Here is a 15,584-nt window from a genome sequence, read left to right on the forward strand (position 1 = left end):
GCATGTTGATGTCGTCGTGCCGCCGCGTCGGGGCTTGAAAGCCCCGCCTACGATCCTGCAGTCGCTGCGCGACGCTCCAGTCGCACCAGTGCCTGCCGTTCCCGACGGCCGTCGCGCAGCGACGGCGTGAGTGTAGGCGGGGGTTTCAACCCCCGACCGCCCGTTCCATGATGCTTCGGGGACACCAATGAACATGCAATCGCCCTGAGTCACGAACCGGAGCGATTGCATGTTGATGTCGTCGTGCCGCCGCGTCGGGGCTTGAAAGCCCCGCCTACCATCCTGCAGTCGCTGCGCGACGCTGTAGTCTCACCAGTGCCGGCCGTTCCCGGCGGCCGTCGCGCAGCGACTGAATGCGTGTAGGCGGGGACTTCAGTCCCCGACCGCCCGTTCCATGATGCTTCGGGGACACCAATGAACATGCAAGCGCCCTGCCGTGCGTCGATTTGGGGGACCGTCTTGGGGTTTCTCTGTCATCCTGAACGGACTGAGCTTGGGGTATCTCTGTCATCCTGAACGGACCGAGCTTGCGAGGGAAGTGAAGGATCTCACCCGCTGACGCGAGCATTGACGGTCAGCGGGTGAGATCCTTCGCTGCGCTCAGGATGACATTGCGTGTTGCACATATGCTGCCAGCGTTGATGGACGCGCTGTGCAGTGTTATCGGGCGCCTCATGAAGATTGACGACTATGGCCTTCATGCGCTGACCGGGGCTTCGCCGGTCGCCCATCGACGAATCTGGTATCACCACCGGCGTGTGAGCGCGCGGTCTCGGCCCGCCGGCCGCTCACGCGGATTTCGTGTGGAGTGGACAGTCCGTATGAGCCTCGAGACGGTTGCCGACGCCCGTCGGATGATCGAGCTATCCCGCGCCGAGTACGACGGCCTGGTCGCCTACCTGGAGGCGTTGCCGCCGGAGGGCTGGACCGAGCAGTCCGCCGCTGCCGACTGGCAGGTCTATCAGGTGGTCAGCCACATCGGCTCGCAGCCGGCCATTCACGGCGGCATGATCCGGGCCGGGCTGCTCGGCGAGCCGCCGATGACCGATGCCGACCGCCGCGCCATCTGGGACCGCTTCGACGCGATGACGCCCGAGGAGGTCTACCCAGCCTTCCGCGCCAACAATGAGGCGTTCATTGCCATGGCCGACGCCCTCACCGAGGAGCAGCTTGGCGCGTCGATGCCCTGGCTGGGCGGCCCGGCCCCGCTGGCAACCGTGCTGGCCGGCCGCCTCAACGAGCAGGCGCTGCACGCCTGGGACATCAGGCAAGCCCACGACTCGTCCGTGAAGCTGACGGCCGCCGCCGTTCCGGACCTGCTGGAACTGAACCTGACGCCTGGCCGCCTGGGCGGCCTTGTCAAGCCGGACCAGGCCCCGGCCCTGGTCGGCAAGGCGATCCAGTTCCTGCTGACCGATCCCACCGGCGCGCTGGTCCTGACTATCGGCGAGACCCGCGTAGCGGCCACCGATGGACAGACAGCCGCGCCCAACCTGACCGTGACCCTCCCCACCGAGGCGATGGTCCGCCTGCTGTGGGGCCGCTGCAACGTGGCGGCCGGCATCTCGTCAGGTGAGCTGACCATCAGCGAGCCGTCGCTGGCGGCTGCGCTCCAGGCGCTGCTGCCCGGCCGCTGACCGGCATAGCCGCCTCATCCCTGGCCGGATGCGGTGTCGCCACCCACGGTGTCGCTACCCACTACGCCCGGGGCTGCGAGGTGACCAGCTCGGACTCTGGCTCCGGCTCGGGGGGCGCGCGGCGGGCAGCGGCAAGCTCGGCCTCCGCACGCTCTCGCGCAGCCCGGGCCTCGGTGCGCTTGCGCTCGGTGGCGGCGTCGGGGATCAGGAAGATCAGCGGCAGCGCCAGCAGCATGATCGCGCCCAGCGCGATGAACATCCACTGCATCCCCAGCGCCTTGTTCTCGTTCAGGGCCAGCCACAGCACGATGATCGCCGTGCCCAGCACGCCGCCCGTGTTGTGAAACAGCCCACGGATGCCAGACAGCACCGCCGCCCGCTGCGGCAGCATGTCCAGGTTGGCGTTGTTCGAGGCCGGGATCAGCATGCCCATCCCCAGCCCTGACAACGCCATGATCCCCAGGAGCGGCAACAGCGGATCGATCTGGACACTGCCCGCGCGCACGGTCTGCCAGTCCACGCCCAGCAGCGTCAGCGCTGACGTGACGCAGAGCATGCCAGCCAGCATCGGCATGCGATACCCTAGGCGCGGCAGCGTGAAGCTGACCGTCGTCGAGACGGCGATCATCACCAGCGAGCGCGGCGTCAGGATCGCGCCGCTCTCCAGCGGCCCCATCCCGTACTGGACCGTCGCATAGTAGGGGATGAACGAGAAGAAGCCCGTGAAGCAGGCGCCCGTCAGCACGTTGAAGACGTTCGCCACCATGAACGGATGCCGGTTGACCAGGCTCAGGTCGAGGATCGGCTCGGGGGCGCGCTGCTCCTGCTTGACGAACAGGAATGTCAGCACCAGACTGCCCGCCAGCAGCAGCCAGAAGATCGGCGACGAGATGAAGCTCGGGTTGTTGCCGAGGATGGTCAGCGCCACCAGCACGGCGACGATCGCCAGCGAGAACAGCGCGATGCCCAGCACGTCGATCTTCCGGCTCACGGATGGCGAGGTTGCCGGCGGCGCGAGGGCCTGCCGCAGCAGCAGCAGCGCCACGCAGATGCCGATGGGCACGGTGATCAGGAACGTCAGCCGCCAGCCGAAGTGCTCGATGACGAACCCGCCGACGTTCGGCCCGAGGATGCCGCCAATCGGGTAGATCGAGGCGAACAGCCCGATCATCCGGCTGCGGGTGCGCGGGAACAGGTGCGCCACGATGCCCGTGGCCGACGGGAAGAAGCCGCCCGCGCCGACCGCCTGGAGGATGCGGCAGCCGATCAGCACGTAGATGTTCGGGGCCACCGAGCAGAGCGCCGAGCCGGTCGTGAACAGCATGACGGACCCGACGAACACGCGCATCTGCCCGAACTGCTCCGCCAGCTTGCCGGCCAGTGGCAGCATGATCGTCTGGGCCAGCATGTACGCCGTGAACGTCCAGGCCGCCCACACCAGCGTGGTGTCCAGGTCGCGCACGAGGGTCGGCAGGGCGACGGCCACGATGGTGCTGTCGATAGCGGACATCAGCACCGTGAAGGCGGCCATGCCGAAGAACGGCCATGGACGGGCCATCTGCTGGCTCAGCGCTGTGAAACCGGAGAGGGGGTTCAGAGAGGTGCTCCCGCTCGGCGGCGCATGTTCGGGCTGAGGCCGTCGCCGCGCAGCACAGGATGCCACACGGGGGCATCTCAAAGACGCCCGTCCGCCAGCCGCCCGACCGGCTACCGCCCGATAGCTTCTCGCAGGATCGCCACCGTCCGCAGGATGTTCTTGCGGACGTCGTAGCGCGTCTCGGTGTCGTGGCGGGCGGCCCGGCCCATCCGCTGCCGCAGACCGGCATCGCCGACCAGCGTGTCCAGCCGCTCGGCCAGGGCCGGGCCGTCGCCAGGGCGGATCAGGAAGCCCGTCTCGCCGTCGCGGATCACGTCGCCGGTCCCGCCGATCTCGCTCAGGATGACGGGCAGCCCGGCCGCCATCGCCTCCATCGAGGCCAGCGAGTAGCAGTCGCCGCGCGTCGGCAGCGCGAAGACGCTGGCCTGCGCGTACAGCCGCCGCAGCGCCGGCGAGTTCGGCGTCAGCCCGTGGTGGACGTGAACCCGCGAGCTGTGGGTGCTGACGGCGTCCCGCGTGACGATGTGCAGCTCCCAGTCGTCCAGGCCGGTCCGCTCGGCCCACTCCAGCAGCAAGTCGCCGCCCTTGCGGAGGAAGTCTCCGCCCACGAAGAGCACCCGGACCGGCTCGCCAGCCTCCTCGGCCGATGGGCGCTCGGGGAACGTCCAGCGGTCCAGGTCGATGCCCGGCGGCATCACCTGGATGCGGGCCGGATCGACGCCGTAGCCGTCCACCAGGCTGGCCGCCGCCCAGCGGGACCAGGGGAAGAGGACCGCCGCCTCGCGGTACTGGTGCAGCCTGGCCCGCCACTTCAGCGACTCCGCGAACGGCAGGCGGCTCGGGCGGCGTCCATACAGCTCCCCGAAGCTCCAGAGCTGCTCGGGCGTCGAGTCGATGGTGATGGCGTAGGGCTGCCGCCGCAGCCAGCGCTCGTTGCCGTAGAAGACGGCCGGGATCGCCACGAACAGGGCATCCAGCTCGGCGCGGCCCAGCCCCTCGCGCAGCTCCAGTTGGGCGCGGATGCGGCTCTTGAGGGCGGCCGGCAGCAGCGGAAGCCGCTCCACGAGGCCGCCCTCACGCTCCCAGTCGATGACCGCCCAGGTCGGATCGACGCCGGCCTCAGGGGGCAGGCAATCCCGCCAGTTCAGGTACTGGGTCCGCAGCCCGACCTCGGTGGACATCACGAAGCCCACGCGCAGGGGCGGCTCGGACAGCCTCACGGGACGCTCCTCCTGGGCGGCGGGCTCGTCGTCGTCGGGCGGCGTGGCGGCCATCGTCGCTGTCAGGCTCATGCGCGCCGCACCAGCGCCGAAGCCAGCGCCGGCGTTCTGACCGCCGCCCAGACCGCCCCAGGGCCGCCCAGCTCGTCGCTGGCGCCCTGCCAGTACTGGAGGTTGAAGATACCGCTCAGCGCGAAGGAGGCCACCTTCTCCGCGCCGAACTTGTCCGCCAGGATAGCCACCGCGGCCAGGGCAGCCGTCACCGGCTGACGCCACGGCTTGCCCACCGAGCCACGCGTGAGCCGCCGGCTCCAGATGTTCCGCCGCTCGAACTCGTGGCACGCCAGTTCAAACGTGTTGATACCCTTCTCGCGGCCCATCACCACATCGTAGCGGCCATACTGATACGGCGTCGCAGCCCAGGTGCGGAGCGTCCGCGAGGCGTAGTGGAGCACGTCGGCGCGCGGCTCGAAGTGGAAGCGCCCGCCGAGCGCCCACATCCTGAACGCCAGCTCCACGTCCTCGGCCCGCTTGAAGCGGTCGTCGAAGCCGCCAGCCGCCAGCAGCAGCCGACGCGGCACGGAGGCGTTGCCGGTGTAGAACTGGCGGGGCGTGCACGGGTACTCTCCACGGGCCATCGCGTCGTACTGCTTGAGCAGCTGCCGCTCCTCCCAGCGCACCCACACTGAGCGCGGCCAGTCCGTCGGCGGCGACATCGGCCCGACGACGATCAGGTCGTCGGAAGCGCCCTGGGCCTGGGCGGCGGCGTGGGCGGCCAGCAGCTCCGCCACCGGGACTACGTCGTCGTCGAGGAAGACCACGGTCGGAGCTTCGGCCTGCTGCACCCCGAGGTTGCGGGCGGCGGCCGGACCAGCGTTCGCCTGGGTCAGCCCGTGCAGCCGGTAGGGCGTCTCGATCCGTCCGAGCAGCTCCTCGGTACCGTCCTGCGAGCCGTCGTTGACCACCACGACCTCAAAGCGGTCCTTGGGGTAGGTTTGCTCGGCCAGCGCCCGCAGCAGCCGCTCCAGGCCCGCGCACCGGTTGTACGTCGGGATCACCACACTCAGGGCGAGCGCGTCAGAACTCACGAATCACCATCACGTGGGCGCCAACCAGGCAATCGTTGCCGATGCGGATGAGTTTCCCCGCCGCCGTCGAGACCAGCCGCACGCGGTCACCCAGGACGAGGACGGCTTCATTGACAACGCACAGCCACCCGCGCCGGGCGACGTCACGTGACAGGTTAGCATTCGACAGACGTCCGCCGCGTCGTAGCAGCCGCCGCGGCCTCGCGGGCCGCCGCCCGCGCCGCCACTCGCTCGGCCTCGGCCTCCTGGTACGCCCGCGACCACGGCCGGGGCGCTGGCTCCTCGGTGGGCGCCTGCGCGGCCACGGGAGCCGGCCCGTACGCGCCGTGCTCGGCGATGTCGATGGCCTTGAGCGCCGAGAGCGCCCCCAACACTACGCCCAGGAAGACCGTCACCCGGCCGTTGGTCAGGCCCAGATCGACATAACAGAAGATCAGCGTTGTGACGATGCTGGCGATGGCCAGGTAGGCGAACGACACGAGCGTACGGTCGCGCAGGGTCAACGCGCGGCTCCCAGCGATGGCCAGCGCGCCGAACATCAGCATCCAGAACACGGCGAAGCCCGGACCGCCCACCTTCAGCCAGACCCAGAGGATGTTGTGGTGGGGCTGGAACTTCCAGAACGGCCACCACGAGAGGTCGGGCAGGGGGACGACGAACAGGAACTCGCGCCCGAAGCCGACCCCGAGGAACGGGTCCGAGCGAATCGTCTCGCGGACGTTGATCTCCTCAAGGTCGCGGTACTGGTTCGAGGACGCGTCGCGCTCGTCCGGGGCGTACAGCGAGCGGACGGCGCGGGCCGGCTGCCCCAGGAAGCCGGTGTTGTTCCAGAACACTGGCAGGTAGATCGCCCCGGCCACGACGCTCGGGAGCAGGATCAGCAGGACGGCCTTGCGGTGCCGCACCAGCCAGGGCAGCGTCATCAACAGGAACGCCAGCGCCAGGGCGATATACCCCGCCCGCCGCTGGGTGGCGAACAGCGTGAACAGTCCGATGGGGCCGAGCATGATCCCCAGCAGGCGCATCCAGAGCGTGCCGCCCACCACCAGCTGCAGGATCGCCTGGAGCACCAGCACCCCGAGGAAGATCACCACCTCGTGCGCGAACAGGAACTCCTGCGGGATGTCCAGCAGGCCGGTCCTGATCAGGATCAGGTAGCGGTAGGCGCCCTCCAGGGCGAAGAGGCCGTTCGCCACCAGAAAGACGCCCAGCAGGAGCGCCACGTGCCGGCGCGTGCGGATCAGGTTGGCGGCCAGCATGTAGGTGGCGCCGACGTACAGCAGCGAGCGGGCCTCCCAGAAGGCGACGTAGAGGTCGCCGCCGCCACCGGCGCCGCGCAGCAGCCCGAGCAGCACCGCCAGGAAGAACGCCGCGACTGGCCAGCCCAGGTCGCCGCCCCGGTAGTCGAGCGTGTGGTTGACCAGCCCCTTGACCAGCCAGACCACGAACGTCAGGATCAGCAACAGCTCGAGCGGGCTGGCGATGAACCCGGAGATGCCGAGCGAGCTTTGCAGGCCGTAGTTGATGTACCGGCCCGGCTCCATCAGGACGTCCGGGCTGCCCATCTCGAACAGCAGCACCAGGGTGATGGCGGTGAACAGCCCCAGGCGCGGCTTCCAGATGACCGCCGCCACGAACACCAGCCCGAGCGGCAGCGCGACCGCCGCCACGCCGATGCGGAGCAGCGCCTGCCCCAGGGCGAGCGCCCCGAGGATCGCCACCAGCGACAGGACGATCAGGCGGCGGCGCGCCAGGCTCTCGTAGAAGCCGACGGTCAGGCCACGCGGCGGGAGCAGCGCCCGGGCGTAGGTGCGCCGCGCGCGCGGATCAGCGGCGAGAACGGCCATCTACCGGCCTACATCAAGCTGTCGGCGAAGACGAAGTACAACGCCGTGACGGCCACTGCCAGCACGAGCACCAGGAACTTTAACACTCCCTCGTGCTTGCGGAAGAGCATCCCCAGCAGGATGGCCACCGCCATTGCCGCCAGCATCAAGGACATGCCAGCACCTGTACCTCGCCGTCGTCCGGCTCAGAGCCCGAAGATCCGCCGGATCCAGCCCGGCACCGCCGATTGCGCGCCGTTGAGCACCACGCCACGCAGCCGTTCGCTGTCTACCATCTCCAGCGCGCGGTTCACGATGGGCGACGGCGTCACGCCCGAGCGGACCACCAGAACGACGCCGTCTGCCTGATCCGTGACCAGGGCGGCGTCGCTGGTGACCAGCAGGGCCGGAGCGTCCAGGATCACCAGGTCGTGGTTGCGGCGGGTCGCGGCCAGCACGCCGGCGAACCGCGACGAGCGCAGCAGCCGTGAGGGGTTTGGCGTCGGCTCGCCGGCCGGCAGCAGGCGCAAGTTTGGCAGGAACGTCTCGCGGTAGCCCAGCCCGACCGGGTAGATGCCTTCCAGCGCTTCGGAGAGGCCCGGCTGCGGCTCGACCTCGAAGTCGGTGGCGAGCACGGGCGCGCGCAGGTCCGCCTCGACCAGCAGCACGCGGCGCTCCGGGAAGTCCTGGGCCACCATGACCGCCAGCCCGAGCGCTACCGTCGTCTTGCCCTCGCCGGCGATGGCGCTGGTGACGGCGATGATGCCCGGAGCGGTCAGGCCGGCCCGGGTGTAGATGCCTCGGAACAGCTCCTCGGCCTCGGGGAAGATCGGCTTACGCGGCGCGCCAGATCCTGACGCGCCCCCGCTGCCGGGCTGGACCAAACCCCCGTCGGTCATGGTGTCATCCATGGTCAACGCCATGTCTCTCTTCCCCGTCAGCTCGCTTTGCGCGGCGCCGGCAGCGCGGCAATCGCCGTGCCCGCCACGAACGCAACCGCCCGTCGTGTGGTCTCTGGCCCGGCCTGCCGTGGCAGCCGCCGCAGGCCCATGCGCGGCACCACCCCGATGACGCGGCCCGTCGAGCGGAGATCGGCCGTCGAGCGCACCGAGCGGTCAGACGCTGCCAGCGCCACCAGCAGCAGCGCGCTCACCAGCACCCCGATGGCCACCGCGGCAATCGGGAAGATCAGCAGGCGGCGGCGCTCCCGTTGCGAGCGCGTCGGGTACACCGGTGGATCGATCACCTGGAGGGTGGAATCGGTCCCCTCGACGCTGGCCGTCGCGTCGAACTTGGCCTCGGCCATCAGCCCGCGAATCCGCTCGACTTCCTTCTCGTCCTGCTCCAGCCGCTTGAGGATCTCCGCAAGCTGTGGGTCGGTGGCGGCGGTGGGGAGCGTCGAGCGAGTGCCGGTGTTGCGGTCCTCGGTGACGGCGCGCGGATTGGCGATGGCGTAGCGGCGCGTCGCCTCACGGCTGGTGGTCAGGCGCTCCTCGGCGTCGCGCAGCTGCTGCTCGTAGAAGGAGATGGCCTGTGCGGCGGCTGTCACCCGCTCGTTCTGGTTGCGGTCCCGGAACGTCACGACGGTGGCGTTGACGATCTCCATCGAGAGATCGGGATCCTCGGCGCGGACCCGGATGCTCAGGAGCTTGTTGCCGGTGGCCTGCGGCACGATGGCCCGCTGGAGGTACTCGTAGACCTCGTCCCGCCCGAGCGGCGAGTCGAGGAGCGGGGCCAGCGACGTCTTCCGGGCGATGTCCTCGGTGAAGGTGCGGGTCTTGAGCAGCTCGGTCAGCCGCTGCTGCTGGTTCTGGGCCGGCGTGACGTAGCGGTTCCAGTCGTCGCTGGTCGGCACGTAGGCCGGGCGCTCGACCCACAGCCCGGCCCAGGTCTCGTAGTACGGCTTGACCAGGACGAAGGCGAACGGGATCACTACCAGCGGCGTGATGATCGCCGGCAGCAGGATCAGCAGCTTGTGACGAAAGAACGTCTCAAGAAACCTGGCGATCACGCGGCCCTCCCAGGCTGAGCCCCGCGCCCGGCATGCTCAGCGATGATGTCGAGTAATCGGCGGTTGTTCTCTGCTGCCACAAACCGTTCCAGCGCCAGGGCGTGCCCCGCACGGCCCATCCTGATCCGCATGTCGCCATCCCCCACCAGCGCACCGAGCGCCTCGCTGAGCGCTGCCACGTCGTGTGGCGGCACGATCGCGCCCGACTCACCAGCCAGCACGGCCTCGCCAAGCGCGCCGACGTGCGTGGTGATCACCGGGAGACCCGCCGCCGTCGCCTCCATCAGGACAACGGCCAGACACTCGCCGAGGCTCGGCAACACGAAGATATCGGCCTGCGCGAACAGCGCGAGCAGTTCCGGGCTGTTTGGTCCGACACCGTGATGCACGCGAATACGATCCGTCTGCGAGACAAGATCCCTGGTGACCACGTCAAGCTGCCAGCTTTCCGCTGGCAGGCCTCCGAGCGCTTCCAGGAGCTGGGGGCCGCCCTTGCGCCGCCAGTCCCCGCCGACGAACAGGATCCGGACCGGGCCGCCCGGCTCCCCGACGCGCTCCTGGGCGACGCGCCGCCGGCCCAGGTCGAAGAAGGCGGCGTCGGCGCCCGGTGCGAGCACCGTGATGCGGGCCGGATCGACGCCGTAGTCGTTCACCAGCGAGTCTCTCGCCCAGCCCGACCAGGGAACCAGCGTGGCGGCGGCCTGCAACGCCCGCCGATTCATCTGGTACTTCTGGCGGTCTACGAAGCCGTCGCCGGCGATCTCGTGCTCGTAGCCGCCGTGCCGGGTGACGTCGTCGTAGTTGATCGGCGTGGCGTCCAGCGAGATGACCGTCGGGGTGTGCCGCATGCGGTCCACCGAGAACAGCGACGTGACCTGGGTGTGGAACAGCAGGGCGTCGAGCGGGCCGTGCTTGAGCGCGCCGTCGAGCGCCCGCCGCGCGCGCCAGCTTGCCCGCACCGACCAGTTGCCCCGATACAGCGGGAGGAAGCGCGCCATGCCCTGCACGTCGAACTCGATGGGCAGCCAGACCGGCGACACCTCCGGGCGGGCAGCCAGCGCCGCCGCGAGGTTCCGGGCGTGCGTGACGTGCCCAAGCGTCTGTTCCATCACGAAGGCAACGCGCGCCATCAATCGCTCCCGCCGCTCCCGCTCAGTCTCGCGGCGCCCCCGAAAACGGTAGACAGCCGAGCCTGGGCGCGCAAGACACGTTGCCGCCCTATCGGTTCCAACGCTCCCCCGCGGGTGAAAGTCCCGGCCCGCCGCCGTCCGGCCCATCGAGCAGCCACGCGCCGGGCACAGCCGAGGCCGGCAGGCTGCGCTCCAGCTGCGAGCGGGGGCCGCGCGGCGCAAGCGGGCGCTCCGTTGCGAGAAAGTCGAGCATGATGTACACCACCAGCGCCATGATGACGGTCACCAGCACGACCACGAGGTACAGCGCCGAGCGCGAGAGCATCCCCTCGCCACGCTGATCGAACATCATCGTCTGGTACGCCGCGGACTGCGTCGCGGCGTGAGCGGCTGCACGTGGCGTCTGTTGGCGCGGGCGGGGCGGCTCGGCATAGTCGTCGTAGGAGGATGAGGAGGAGGTCACCGACGCGCCAGCGGCCGGGGCCGGGCGGGCAGGGGCCTGCCGCGCCGACTCAAGGGCCAGCTCCTCGTCGTAGCGCGCCCGGCGAACAGGGTCGCTGAGCGTTTGATACGCTACGTTGAGCCGGCGCATCTGATCCTCAGCATCGGGATCGTGGTTCAGGTCCGGGTGGCGCGTGCGGGCCAGGGCGCGGAAGGCGGCCTGAATGACCTCCGGCTCGCACCACGGGCTGACCTGGAGGACATCGTACAGGGTGCCGCGACCGCACCGGCAGGGAAGACCGTCAGCCATTACCAATCCCCGGCGGCGCAACGCCGCCCCCGGCGCGCATGCACTCGCCAGAAGAATAGTACGTCACGAGTGGCGGCCAGGGGATGCTTCTCGAAGGTGCGACTTGTACCCGGTGGTTGACGTTTGGTTTCCAGTTCTGAGAACCCGCGTCGTCGCCCCCGCGTCCGTGCTCAGGGGCAGGCTGTTCGTTCGAACGTGGGCCCCCAGCATGTGCGAAGCGTGCGAGTCCCTGTGAATTCGCCGCCGGACACGCTGTCGAAATTGTCCAACCATGAGCGAGCCTGGGAGCATCCTGCCAGGACGTTATGGGTTGACCAGCACCAGCTGATCCTGGCGCAGCCCGCTGATGACCTCGGCCTGCCCGTTCGAGACGATGCCAATCTCGACATCCGTCATGGTCCGGTTCTGGCCGTCCACCACCTCGACGAAGCGGCGCGCGCCAGCCGAGCGGATCGCCTTCTGCGGGATCAGCAGGACGTTGTCCTTCTCGCGGAGCGTCACCAGTACTTGTACTGGCGTCCCGATGGCCGGCGACGGCTCCGGCCAGATCGCCGTGAGCTGGGCCGTCTTGCCAACGCCGTTCTCGCCTTCCAGGATCTGCTCGACGTTCGCGTCGAACTCGCCGCCCTCCGCGCCTTCGAGCCGGATCACGGCGCGCTGGCCGCTGGTGAGGCGTGAGGCGTCGCGGTCGGTGATGTCGGCGCGCAGGACCGGTGCACCCGGCCGGGCCAGGGTCACGACGGCGCGCTCGGCCTCGAACGGATCGCCCGAGCGCACCTTGACGCTGGAGATGGTGCCCGCGAACGGCGCACGCAGGCGCGACTGCGCCAGTTGCCGCTCGAGCGACTCGACCTGTGCGCGGTCCTGCGCGAGGCTGCGCTCCAGCACCTGGATGTCGAACGCGGAGGTGTCCGTCTCGGCCTCAGGCTCGGCCTCAGCATCGGCCTGGACGCGCTGCAGGTTGTTCTGGGCTGCCGCCAGCCGGTCCTCGGCATCGCGCAGGTCGTCCTTGCTCGGCTTGGCGTTGACGTCCGCCAGGGTGGCGCGCGCCGCCTGGAGGCCGCTCTGCGCCTGCTGGACGGTCAGCGCCAGCCGGGCCACCAGATCCTCGGCCGGGCCGCCGGCCAGCGTGGTGGCGCGCTGCTCGGCCTGGGCCACCGCGAGGCGGGCCGCTTCGAGGCTCGAACGGGCCTGCTCGATGACGAGCGGGTCCGGGCCACGCCGCACCACCTCCAGCCGCTCGCGGGCGGCGTCCACCTGGCTGCGAGCGGTGAGCATGTCGCGGCGCGCCGACTCGACCTCGGCCGGGGGCGGCCCCTGACGGATCAGGTTGAGCCGGTCACGGGCGTTCGCCAGGTCGCTCTGGGCGTTCCGAATCGAGATCTCCTTCTGGATGCGGGCCGAGCTGCTGTCGGTCTTCTGGGCCTGCGCCGCCCGCACGCTCAGCTCAGCACGCTGCACGTCGCGCTCGGCAGTCGCAAGGGCAACGGGGTCGGGCTGGGAGACCTTCTCGACGGAGGCGACGGCCCGGGCGTAGGTGTTCTGGGCGCTCATCAGGTCGCGCTCGGCGGCGCGGAGATCGTTCGGGTCGGGGCCGTTCGCCAGCTTCTGGACTTCGGCCTCGGCCTTGGCCATGCTGATGCGCGCGGAGGTGATGGCCTGCTCGGCAAGCCGCTGCTCGATCTCACCAGGGCCAGCAAAGGCGCGGTTGTACTCGTTCAACGCGGCGTCGTAGGAGAGCTGGGCGGACTGCACAGCCTGCTCGGCGGCGCGGCGCTCGGCCGCCGGCGCACCGGCCTTCACGCGCTCGTGGTCGGCCTGGGCGCGGCGCAGGGCCGACTCGGCCTCGCGGAGCGCCTGCTCCTTGCGGGAAGCGTCGGCGGCGGCCTTGCGGTCCTGGTCGCGGCGGCGAGCCTGCACCTGCTGCTGAGCCTGCTCGGAGCGCAACACGCCAACCTCGACGCGGCCGCGGGCGGCCGACAGCTCCCGCTGGACCGTCACGGAATCGGCCTCGATCAGCAACTGGCCTTCCTGCACCGAGTCTCCGGGCTTGACGGCGACGGTCTCGACCTTGCCGGCAACGCCGAAGCCGAGCAGCACCTCGTCGGCGGCCGCGACCCGGCCGGTCAGCGTCAACTGATCGACGATGTTGCCGCGACGGACGGGGACAGCCTGCCGGCCGCCGGTGGCCGCGGCAGATGCTGCCTGTGCCTGCGCCGCGGGAGCCGTGTTGGCGCCAGTCGCAGACTCGGCCGAGCGGGCAGCGGCAGGACGCCGTGCCTCGCTGAGCGCCTGGTCAAGCGGACTTTCACTCTGCCGCTGGAGCCAGAGAAGCGCAGCAAGCACGGCGCCAACGGCGACCAGCAGGACCGGCAGGCCCACAAGCACGCCCAGGCGCGTACCACTTCTCATGACGATCTCGCCCTCCGCAGCCCTGACATTTCACACCCTGGCCGGCGTATCCGGCCTGCTCAATAACACGAACGGCGCGACTGCTTCGGACGGTACTCACGTGAATGCGTGATGTTCCGACGCTATCTTCTGCCATGCGTGCGCTGTTTTATGCCATGTTCAGATTGGGTGGCCGCTAGCAGGGCAGGCGCTCCGGGCAGTTCTCGCCCCTGTCGCACCCGCTCGTCCGGCCGACGCCCAACCGAGATGTCACCTTGTCCATCGTGATCATGGAACGGCCGAAGGGTACGTCGGGATCGCCGGACTGCGCTTAATCTGTCGAAATGGGCGAAATGCGCGGCGGACCGTCGGCAGGCCGTGTCACAGTGTCATCTCTACTGACGGGCCGGGCGGGCGGAAGGTTCCCAGGAGGCGCGAGGGCCTCCTGGGCAGGGCCTGCTGCCGCTACGAGCGCACCGCCACCGGGATCGCCTGCTTCTCGCGGGCCGTCAGCTGCGGGTACGCGCGCAAGTCCTCTCGGGTGACCTCCGAGAGCTTCGGCACGCCGATCAGCGCGAGGCAGCGGTCCACCTCGTCGCGGAAGATGCGGAACATCGTGTCCGCGCCCTCCTCGCCGGCCGCGCCGAGCGCCCAGACGTAGGGGCGTCCCACCAGCACGGCCCGCGCCCCGAGCGCCACGGCCTTGACGATGTCGCTGCCGCGTCGGACGCCGCTGTCCAGGTAGACCTCGGCCCGGCCGGCGCAGGCGTCCACGATCTCCGGCAGCACCTCGATGCTCGACGGCGCGTAGTCCAGCTGCCGGCCGCCGTGGTTGGAGACGATGAAGCCATCAACGCCGTGCTCCAACGCCGTCTTCACGTCGCGGGTCGACACCACGCCCTTGAGCAGCAGCGGCCCCTTCCAGAGCGCCCGGAAGTGATCGATGTCCTTCCAGGTCACGGAGGCGTCCATCTGGCGGGAGAGCGACGCGCCCATCTCGACGAACTGGCGCGGGGTGAACGCCACGTCGCCGCTGAAGTTGCGGAAGGCCGGGCGCGGTCCCACCAGGAAGCGCTTGAGCCAGCCGATGCGCCACGCGATGTCGGCCACGTTGCCGGCCGTGATGCGCGGCGGGGCCTGGTACCCGTTCCGCACGTCGCGCTCGCGCATGCTGGGCACCTGGGTGTCCACGGTGATGGCCAGGGCCTTGTAGCCGGCCGCCTGCGCGCGCACCACCAGCGAGTCGGTGACCGCGCGGTCCTTGCTGATGTAGAGCTGGAACCAGAACGGGCCGGGACCAGTCCTGGCGACATCCTCGATGGCGCAGGTGGCGTAGGTGCTGAGGGCCAGCCCGGCGCCGATCCGCCCGGCCGCCCGCGCCGCCAGAAGCTCGGCGTTCGGCCAGGCGATGCCGGTCATGCCCGTGGGCGCAATGATGATCGGGGTCTTCAGCTTCTCGCCGAAGACGGTGGTGGACATGTCGCGCTCGGAGACATCCACCAGCACCTTCGGGTCGAACGTGATGCGCTCGAAACCGGCGCGGTTCTCGCGCAGGGTCCACTCGTCGTTGGCGCCGCCGTCGACGTACTCGAACATCGGCTTCGGCATGTTCCACTTCGCCGCGCGGCGAAGGTCTTCAATGTTGACGAACGTCCTCATCGTCGCTCCGGACCGGCCACACCGGGGGCCGGGAGTTCCGGGTAACGGTACCCCCTCGGGCATACGGACGCCAGTCAGCGCGCGGGCGAAGCAGGGCAATCGCATGTTGATTGGTGTACCCGAAGCATCATGGAACGGGCGGTCGGGGACTGAAGTCCCCGCCTACAGTCACGCCGTCGCTGCGCGACGGCCGTCGGGAACGGCAGGCACTGGTGCGACTGGCGCGTCGCGCAGCGACTGCAGGATCGTAGGCGGGGCTTTCAAGCCCCGACGC

12 protein-coding genes are annotated in these 15,584 nt (G+C 69.8%); 1 reads left to right on the plus strand and 11 read right to left on the minus strand.

Going from position 1 to position 15,584, the window contains the following annotated elements:
- The first annotated feature begins 821 nt into the window (after window positions 1-821).
- Window positions 822-1,637, plus strand: a complete 816-nt coding sequence (locus tag IT306_22255) for a maleylpyruvate isomerase family mycothiol-dependent enzyme (GenBank protein ID MCC7371155.1) — start codon at window positions 822-824, stop codon at window positions 1,635-1,637.
- A gap of 61 nt (window positions 1,638-1,698) precedes the next feature.
- On the opposite strand, the gene IT306_22260 is transcribed toward IT306_22255, so the two are convergent.
- From IT306_22260 to IT306_22310, 11 genes are all read right to left on the minus strand, one after another.
- Window positions 1,699-3,195 carry an MFS transporter gene (locus IT306_22260; protein MCC7371156.1) on the minus strand — a complete coding sequence of 499 codons (1,497 nt, stop codon included), beginning with the start codon at window positions 3,193-3,195 and terminating at the stop codon, window positions 1,699-1,701.
- Window positions 3,196-3,344: 149 nt separating this feature from the next.
- Window positions 3,345-4,526 carry a glycosyltransferase family 4 protein gene (locus IT306_22265; GenBank protein MCC7371157.1) on the minus strand — a complete coding sequence of 394 codons (1,182 nt, stop codon included), beginning with the start codon at window positions 4,524-4,526 and terminating at the stop codon, window positions 3,345-3,347.
- Window positions 4,523-5,542, minus strand: a complete 1,020-nt coding sequence (locus tag IT306_22270; protein MCC7371158.1) for a glycosyltransferase family 2 protein — start codon at window positions 5,540-5,542, stop codon at window positions 4,523-4,525. The genes IT306_22265 and IT306_22270 overlap by 4 nt, the downstream gene beginning before the upstream one ends.
- 155 nt (window positions 5,543-5,697) lie before the next feature.
- A complete protein-coding gene (locus IT306_22275; GenBank protein ID MCC7371159.1) occupies window positions 5,698-7,389 on the minus strand; it encodes an O-antigen ligase family protein in 1,692 nt (563 codons plus the stop codon).
- A gap of 8 nt (window positions 7,390-7,397) precedes the next feature.
- Window positions 7,398-7,544 carry a hypothetical protein gene (locus IT306_22280; GenBank protein MCC7371160.1) on the minus strand — a complete coding sequence of 49 codons (147 nt, stop codon included), beginning with the start codon at window positions 7,542-7,544 and terminating at the stop codon, window positions 7,398-7,400.
- 30 nt (window positions 7,545-7,574) lie between these two features.
- Entirely contained in the window at window positions 7,575-8,267 is a 693-nt protein-coding gene (locus IT306_22285; protein MCC7371161.1) for a CpsD/CapB family tyrosine-protein kinase, read from the minus strand.
- 38 nt (window positions 8,268-8,305) lie between these two features.
- Window positions 8,306-9,379, minus strand: coding sequence for a hypothetical protein (locus tag IT306_22290; GenBank protein ID MCC7371162.1), 1,074 nt, complete (start codon window positions 9,377-9,379; stop codon window positions 8,306-8,308).
- Window positions 9,376-10,509 carry a glycosyltransferase family 4 protein gene (locus tag IT306_22295; GenBank protein ID MCC7371163.1) on the minus strand — a complete coding sequence of 378 codons (1,134 nt, stop codon included), beginning with the start codon at window positions 10,507-10,509 and terminating at the stop codon, window positions 9,376-9,378. Before IT306_22295 ends, IT306_22290 begins: the two co-directional genes overlap by 4 nt.
- A gap of 88 nt (window positions 10,510-10,597) precedes the next feature.
- Entirely contained in the window at window positions 10,598-11,260 is a 663-nt protein-coding gene (locus IT306_22300) for a J domain-containing protein (GenBank protein ID MCC7371164.1), read from the minus strand.
- A gap of 303 nt (window positions 11,261-11,563) precedes the next feature.
- Window positions 11,564-13,672, minus strand: coding sequence for an HlyD family efflux transporter periplasmic adaptor subunit (locus tag IT306_22305; protein ID MCC7371165.1), 2,109 nt, complete (start codon window positions 13,670-13,672; stop codon window positions 11,564-11,566).
- Window positions 13,673-14,116: 444 nt separating this feature from the next.
- On the minus strand, window positions 14,117-15,310 hold the full coding sequence (locus IT306_22310) for an alpha-hydroxy-acid oxidizing protein (protein ID MCC7371166.1): 1,194 nt from the start codon (window positions 15,308-15,310) through the stop codon (window positions 14,117-14,119).
- Window positions 15,311-15,584: the final 274 nt, after the last annotated feature.

The organism is Chloroflexota bacterium (assembly GCA_020850535.1).
In the GTDB taxonomy this organism is placed as follows: domain Bacteria; phylum Chloroflexota; class UBA6077; order UBA6077; family JACCZL01; genus JADZEM01.

Excerpts from the sequence above, each read along its gene's own strand:
- IT306_22255 (MCC7371155.1), top strand. The coding sequence starts at position 822 with ATGAGCCTCGAGACGGTTGCCGACGCCCGTCGGATGATCGAGCTATCC.
- IT306_22260 (MCC7371156.1), bottom strand. The coding sequence starts at position 3,195 with ATGGCCCGTCCATGGCCGTTCTTCGGCATGGCCGCCTTCACGGTGCTG.
- IT306_22265 (MCC7371157.1), bottom strand. The coding sequence starts at position 4,526 with ATGAGCCTGACAGCGACGATGGCCGCCACGCCGCCCGACGACGACGAG.
- IT306_22275 (MCC7371159.1), bottom strand. The coding sequence starts at position 7,389 with ATGGCCGTTCTCGCCGCTGATCCGCGCGCGCGGCGCACCTACGCCCGG.
- IT306_22280 (MCC7371160.1), bottom strand. The coding sequence starts at position 7,544 with ATGTCCTTGATGCTGGCGGCAATGGCGGTGGCCATCCTGCTGGGGATG.
- IT306_22285 (MCC7371161.1), bottom strand. The coding sequence starts at position 8,267 with ATGACCGACGGGGGTTTGGTCCAGCCCGGCAGCGGGGGCGCGTCAGGA.
- IT306_22295 (MCC7371163.1), bottom strand. The coding sequence starts at position 10,509 with ATGGCGCGCGTTGCCTTCGTGATGGAACAGACGCTTGGGCACGTCACG.
- IT306_22300 (MCC7371164.1), bottom strand. The coding sequence starts at position 11,260 with ATGGCTGACGGTCTTCCCTGCCGGTGCGGTCGCGGCACCCTGTACGAT.
- IT306_22305 (MCC7371165.1), bottom strand. The coding sequence starts at position 13,672 with ATGAGAAGTGGTACGCGCCTGGGCGTGCTTGTGGGCCTGCCGGTCCTG.
- IT306_22310 (MCC7371166.1), bottom strand. The coding sequence starts at position 15,310 with ATGAGGACGTTCGTCAACATTGAAGACCTTCGCCGCGCGGCGAAGTGG.